At 45.7% G+C, this 6,135-nt stretch carries 8 protein-coding genes, 1 tRNA gene and 1 other RNA gene; 8 read left to right on the top strand and 2 right to left on the bottom strand.

From position 1 onward, the window contains the following. The first annotated feature begins 37 nt into the window (after nt 1-37). A tRNA-Ser gene (locus KNP91_RS15485) sits at nt 38-127 on the top strand. Nucleotides 128-233: 106 nt separating this feature from the next. Next, on the top strand, nt 234-698 hold the full coding sequence (locus KNP91_RS15480; RefSeq protein WP_214850878.1) for a DinB family protein: 465 nt from the start codon (nt 234-236) through the stop codon (nt 696-698). Between the two features lie 38 nt (nt 699-736). Here the strand turns inward: KNP91_RS15480 and KNP91_RS15475 are convergent, their stop codons facing one another. Then, on the bottom strand, nt 737-1,414 hold the full coding sequence (locus KNP91_RS15475) for a deoxynucleoside kinase (RefSeq protein WP_012368928.1): 678 nt from the start codon (nt 1,412-1,414) through the stop codon (nt 737-739). Then, nucleotides 1,411-2,040, bottom strand: a complete 630-nt coding sequence (locus KNP91_RS15470; RefSeq protein ID WP_012368929.1) for a deoxynucleoside kinase — start codon at nt 2,038-2,040, stop codon at nt 1,411-1,413. The genes KNP91_RS15475 and KNP91_RS15470 overlap by 4 nt, the downstream gene beginning before the upstream one ends. Before the next feature lie 108 nt (nt 2,041-2,148). On the opposite strand from KNP91_RS15470, the gene tadA reads away from it, so the two are divergent. The 6 genes from tadA (at nt 2,149) to KNP91_RS15440 (ending at nt 5,934) form a co-directional block, all read left to right on the top strand. Further along, nucleotides 2,149-2,655: a tRNA adenosine(34) deaminase TadA gene (gene tadA, locus KNP91_RS15465; RefSeq protein ID WP_041261387.1), complete on the top strand. Its 507-nt coding sequence runs from the start codon at nt 2,149-2,151 to the stop codon at nt 2,653-2,655. Nucleotides 2,656-2,703: 48 nt separating this feature from the next. Continuing rightward, nucleotides 2,704-2,970, top strand: an RNA gene (ffs, locus tag KNP91_RS15460) — signal recognition particle sRNA large type. A 95-nt stretch (nt 2,971-3,065) separates the two neighbouring features. Continuing rightward, nucleotides 3,066-4,751 carry a DNA polymerase III subunit gamma/tau gene (gene dnaX / locus KNP91_RS15455; protein WP_012368931.1) on the top strand — a complete coding sequence of 562 codons (1,686 nt, stop codon included), beginning with the start codon at nt 3,066-3,068 and terminating at the stop codon, nt 4,749-4,751. Nucleotides 4,752-4,774: 23 nt separating this feature from the next. Then, entirely contained in the window at nt 4,775-5,095 is a 321-nt protein-coding gene (locus tag KNP91_RS15450) for a YbaB/EbfC family nucleoid-associated protein (protein WP_012368932.1), read from the top strand. 18 nt (nt 5,096-5,113) lie between these two features. Continuing rightward, nucleotides 5,114-5,713 (top strand): recombination mediator RecR, encoded by a 600-nt coding sequence (gene recR, locus KNP91_RS15445; RefSeq protein WP_012368933.1) that lies wholly within the window; start codon nt 5,114-5,116, stop codon nt 5,711-5,713. After that, nucleotides 5,710-5,934 (top strand): YaaL family protein, encoded by a 225-nt coding sequence (locus tag KNP91_RS15440; protein WP_012368934.1) that lies wholly within the window; start codon nt 5,710-5,712, stop codon nt 5,932-5,934. Before recR ends, KNP91_RS15440 begins: the two co-directional genes overlap by 4 nt. The last annotated feature ends 201 nt before the right edge of the window (nt 5,935-6,135 follow it).

Raw genomic sequence — 6,135 nt, 5'->3', positions numbered from 1 at the left:
CACTTCTTTTTTTTTTACCTAAAATTACATTTAACATGGAGTCGTACCCAAGCCCGGCTGAAGGGGACGGACTCGAAATCCGTTAGGGGTCGCAAGGCCCGCGTGGGTTCGAATCCCACCGACTCCGCTTATACAAGCATCTCCCATTTATGGTGAGGTGCTTTTTTATTGCATCGATCGAGAGTGGCATGCTATGTTTTCCTACATCTTAGACAGAAAAAGGAGCAGCAACTATGACACTCACGAAACAAACATTACTCACCCATTACCAAGACACGATGGAATTTGTCCGTAGTCTTGAACACATATCAGAAGAAGCATGGCGGACGCCTTATGCGGAAGGGAAATGGACAGTCGCTGAGATCATCGGTCATTTATCACCGTGGGACCGATTCCTTGTCGCGGAACGCTTGCCGTTTATCTTGGCAAATGAGCCGTTTCGTGTAAAACCGGACAGCCAGGCTGTTAACGAAGAGGCGGCAAAAATGAGTCGGGAACAACAACGAATCTTGACGATTGATGAATTCTTAGTCAGTCGTGACCGCTTGTATCGTGCCGTTGAACTGATTCCGGAAGACCGTTTGGCGGATATGTTTACGTCAAAAGGAAAAACCATTTCGCTTCTCGATTTTTTAGGGGCCATGATGCAACACGATTTACATCACCGGGCTCAAATTGAACAAGTCACTAAAGCATAAAAAAAGCCCGTCGACATTTCTGTCGACGGGCTTTTGGATTAGCGGATTTTAGCGGTGCGGGCAACTTCAAGTTGTTTATCGATTTTTGATAAAATCCGTTCGATCGATTCCGGTTCGTTCAATAAATCGTATTCATCGATCGATAAACGGAGGACCGGACAAATCGTGAAGTTATTGATCCAGTTCGTGTACCGTTCGTACATCTCTTCCCAGTATTCGATTGGCGTTTGCTGTTCCATTTCGCGTCCGCGTAAGCGAATCCGCTCAAGAACTTGTTCAAACGAACCTTCGAGATAAATCAGGAGATCCGGATGCGGGAAGAATGGTGTCATGACCATGGCGTCAAACAAACTCGAGTAGGTTTCGTAATCCGTTGGTGACATCGTTCCTTTTTCGAAATGCATCTTCGCGAAGATGCCTGTATCTTCGTAAATCGAACGGTCTTGAATGAAACCGCCGCCGTATTGGAAGATTTTCTTTTGTTCCTTAAAACGTTCAGCAAGGAAGTAAATTTGTAAGTGGAAGCTCCAGCGCTCGAAATCATGATAAAATTTGTCCAGGTAAGGGTTTGTATCGACTTTTTCAAGAGATGTCCGGAAACCAAGAGAGTCTGCTAGACCGTTTGTAATCGTCGATTTACCGATACCGACCATTCCACCAATCGTAATGACGGCATCTGCCGGGATGTTATACTTTTCACGTAATTTCGAGTTCATGCGTGGTTCGCTCCTTCATATAATTCGTTGCGGATCTTTGTCAGGACGTATTCTAAATCTTCCGGCCGTTTGACGAAGTCGAGTTCATCTCCGTTGAATCGGATGACTTTCACTTCCGGATGTTTGATTTGGTAATCTGTGACGAACGTCTCGTAGTCAGCCGCCAGTTGTTCGAGGTAAGCACGTGACATGTTTTCTTCAATCTCGCGTCCGCGTAGAGCAACACGTTTCATCAACGTGTCGATGCTTGCATCTAAATAAATGACTGCATCGGGCTTTGGCATATCCGTTGTCAGGATCGAATAAATCTGTTCGTACTTATCAAGGTGCTCGACTTTCAGAGAACGATGGGCAAAAATAAGGTTTTTAAAGATATGATAATCAGCGACGACAGAGCGTTGTTTACTGAGATAGTGACGTTCGATATCATCGAGCTGCTTAAAGCGATTACACAGGAAGAACATTTCCGTTTGGAAACTCCATTCTTCGATGTCTTCATAGAACTTTCCAAGAAAGGGATTTTCTTCGACGATTTCGCGTAACATAGAAAATGAGAAATGGTGACTGATGGCGTTAGCAAGTGAAGTTTTTCCAACACCAATAGGTCCTTCAACCGTTATGAACATATTCAATTACCCTCCGTTCAGCAAAGTGCAATTTATATTTTAGCACAAAGCAGCGGCACCTGCCGAAGTTTCAGCGGGAGAATTTTTGTAAAGATAGGAAGTGTGATGATGGAACGGCATGAACACTATATGCGCCTTGCCATTGAGGAAGCAAAAAAAGCAAAAGCAATCGGTGAAGTCCCGATTGGTTGTGTCATCGTCAAAGGCGATGAGGTGATTGCGACCGGTTATAACCACCGGGAAACGAATCATCAGGCGACGGCACATGCCGAATTACTCGCAATTGAAGAAGCCTGCAACAAGCTCGCCAACTGGCGTCTCGAAGGATGCGAACTCTATGTGACGCTTGAACCGTGTCCGATGTGTGCAGGGGCCATCATGCTGTCGCGGATCGAACACGTCATCTTTGGAGCCGTTGATCCGAAGGGTGGATGTTGCGGCACTTTGATGAATTTAGTCCAGGATGAACGGTTCAATCATGTTTCGCAATTAACGGGTGGCGTTCTTGAACAGGAGTGCGGTGAGATGTTGACGTCCTTTTTCCGGGAGCTCCGGGCGAAAAAGAAACAACGGAAACGGGCAATGGGTTGCAACGGGACCGATGAAACAGTATAATGAAAAAGCACTCGAAACAAGTGCCACTAAAATACGATAAACCATTTGCCGTGCTAGGTGGGGATGTAGCGGTTCCCTGTCACTCGCAATCCGCTATAGCGAGACTGAATTCCATATCGAGGGATAGGATTGGTGTGGTCTGCCTTACGTAAGTAGCGTTGACGTCTGAGTCCTGCGCAACAGATACCCATGAACCAGGTCAGGTCCGGAAGGAAGCAGCCTTAAGTGGTGCTCTCTGTGTGCCGCAGGAGCGCTTGGACTGAGCAGGCTGCGTGAGTAACGCATGTTGAACCTATTTCAGAATATGGTGCGCGGCAGTTTAATTTTAGATAACAAGTCTACAGCCGGTTTCGGTTGTAGACTTTTTTAGGTAGAATAGAAACAGGATTATAAATAGAGGAGGCGCAAACTTGGCCTATCAAGCATTATATCGTGTGTACCGGCCGCAACGTTTTGACGAAGTCGTCGGACAGGCACACATTACCCGGACGATTCAAAACGCCTTGATGGAAGAACGGATGTCGCATGCCTATCTGTTCTCTGGACCACGAGGAACGGGGAAAACAAGTCTGGCAAAAATCATTGCCAAAGCAATCAACTGTGAACAAGCGCCAGTAAATGAACCATGTAACGAATGTCCGACATGTCGAGCGATTACAGAAGGATCAAGTCCTGATGTGTTTGAAATCGATGCCGCGTCCAACAACGGCGTTGATGAAATCCGGGAAATCCGGGATAAGGTCAAATATCCGCCGTCAGAAGCAGCGTACAAAGTATACATCATTGATGAAGTCCACATGTTATCGACCGGAGCCTTCAATGCGTTACTTAAAACATTGGAAGAACCGCCTGCACACGCCATTTTCATCCTGGCGACGACAGAGCCGCATAAAATACCGGCGACGATTATCTCACGTTGCCAACGTTTTGATGTCAAACGGCATGAAGTCGATCAATTGATGGAACGGATGCAGTACATCTTATCGGATCAAACGATCGGCTATACGGAAACCGCATTGCGGTTGATTGCCCGGGCAGCGGATGGTGGAATGCGGGATGCCTTAAGCCTGCTCGATCAGGCCGTCGCCTTTTCGAATGGAGACCTAACGGATGATGCTGTACTGGAAGTGACGGGGGCAGTGGAAGATGAAGCACTGCTCGCTGTCGCAAACGCATTGCAAGCCCATCAAGTCGACCAGTTGTTGCAGACACTTGAAAAAATGCAACGGGCAGGAAAAGATTTAAAACGATTCGTCGAAGATCTGGTCTTTTTCTATCGCGATACGTTACTTCTCAAAACGTCTCCGACAGCAGTTGATCTTTTGGAACGGGCTCGGCCGACCGAAGCGTTCAAAACATTTGTCGAGACGATCGAGACAGAAGCATGTTTTCATATCATCGAACAATTGCATGACTGCCAACAGCAGATGCGTTTGACGAATCATCCCCGTGTCCTGGTCGAAATTGCGTTCATTCAGATTGCGGAACAAGGACGAACGACCGGACAGATCATGCAGAGTCTCCAGCAAGAGGTACGGGAACTGAAGGAACAGATGCATCAGTTGAAAGTCACGGGAGTCCCGGCTGCTGAAGGAACGCCTGCGCAACAACCGGCCAAACGCAAACAAGCCCGGCCAACTGTCCGGATAGCGAAAGAGCGGATTCGGCAAATGTTGAGTCGTGCAGAGAAGGCACAGCTTCTTGAAATTCAAGAACGTTGGGATGCCATTTTAAAGTTAATCCTTAAACAAGATGGTCCGATTTACTCTTTGGTGCATGAAAGTAAACCGGTCCTCTGTTCGGAAGATACATTATTGATTGAGTTTGATAACGGGAAAGGCTGGCATTTTGAACAGGTTATGACCAACGAACGGACCCGTTTCGTCATTGAAGAAGCACTGTTTGAGGTCTGCGGTGTGAAACGTCAGATTCTTGCGATTCTCGATAATGATTGGAAAGAACTAAAAGCAGAGTTTGTTGCGAAACGAAATAGTAGTAATATAGAAGAGAAAGAAGTGGCAGTCGAATCGGAAGAAGATCGACTGTTGTCCGAGACGCTCGGACGATTTGGTGATATCGTAGAATTCGAAGACTAATTTCAGTTAGAGGAGGAAGAATTATGCGTGGTATGGGAAACATGAATAACATGATGAAACAAATGCAGAAGATGCAAAAAGATATGGCGAAAGCTCAAGAAGAATTAAAGGACTTGACGGTTACGGGAACAGCTGGCGGAGAGATGGTCTCTGTCGTAGCGGATGGTCATAAAAATATCATCGATGTCATCATTAAAGAAGAAGTGGTTGATCCGGACGATGTCGAGATGATTCAAGATCTCGTTCTTGCTGCTACAAACGATGCTTTGAAAAAAGTAGATGAACTCGTTTCGAGTAAAATGGGTAAATTTACACAAGGAATGAACATGCCGGGAATGTTTTAAACTGTAGGGGGAAACGAATTGCAATATCCTGAAGCAATCAGCCGCTTAATTGAAAGTTTTACGAAGTTACCGGGTATTGGTCCGAAAACAGCTGTCCGTCTTGCGTTTCATGTTCTTGATATGGAAGAAGATGATGTGCTGATGTTCGGAAAAGCACTCGTGAGCGCAAAGCGTGATATCTCATATTGTAGTATCTGTGGGAACATCACAGATAAAGATCCGTGTTACGTTTGTTCCGATAAACACCGTAACCGGACAATCGTCTGTGTCGTTCAAGATTCACGTGATGTCATCGCGATGGAAAAGATGCGGGACTACCAGGGCTTGTACCATGTATTACACGGGGCAATCAGTCCAATGGAAGGAATCGGTCCTGAAGATATCAATGTATCCAGTCTATTGACGCGTCTGCAGGCAGATGAAGCCATTACTGAAATCATCTTGGCAACGAATCCGAACATCGAAGGGGAAGCGACAGCGATGTATCTTTCCCGATTACTGAAACCGACCGGTATTCGTGTTACACGGATTGCTCATGGTCTTCCGGTTGGCGGTGATTTGGAGTACGCGGATGAAGTCACATTATCCCGTGCCATGGAGGGAAGACGGGAGTTATGAATTGGTTTCGGAAAAAAATCCGGAGCGAATATGATGAACGCTTTCTCCGTGAACTGGCGCTGGCGCAAGAAAACTACTTGATGAAACGCCGTTTACTTGAAATCAGTTACGATGACTGTGGTGATCTCGAAGCTCAAATGAAGTTAGCGGAATCCGTTTATTACTTCTATATTAGAGAAGCGAAGAAACGGCGAGTCTCGTTACCGACTGTTCGCTTATAATGAAAAAGAGGAAGGCTGCCGCCTGGTAATGAGGTGGTAGCCTTCTTTTCTATTCTTTTTAAAATTAATTTAACAAAAGAGTTGTCATGTTGTAATTATCGTGGTATATTAATTCTTGTCCTTAAGAGGACGAGCGCACTGCACGAAACAAGAAAAAAACTTCTTTTAAAAAGTTGTTGACTTATTGTTTCAGACTTGGTA

The sequence above is a fragment of the Exiguobacterium sp. s138 genome (genome assembly GCF_018618775.1).
Taxonomy (GTDB): domain Bacteria; phylum Bacillota; class Bacilli; order Exiguobacteriales; family Exiguobacteriaceae; genus Exiguobacterium_A; species Exiguobacterium_A artemiae.
Note: the sequence above shows the minus strand (reverse complement) of the source record. Positions and strands in the feature narration are given on the sequence as shown.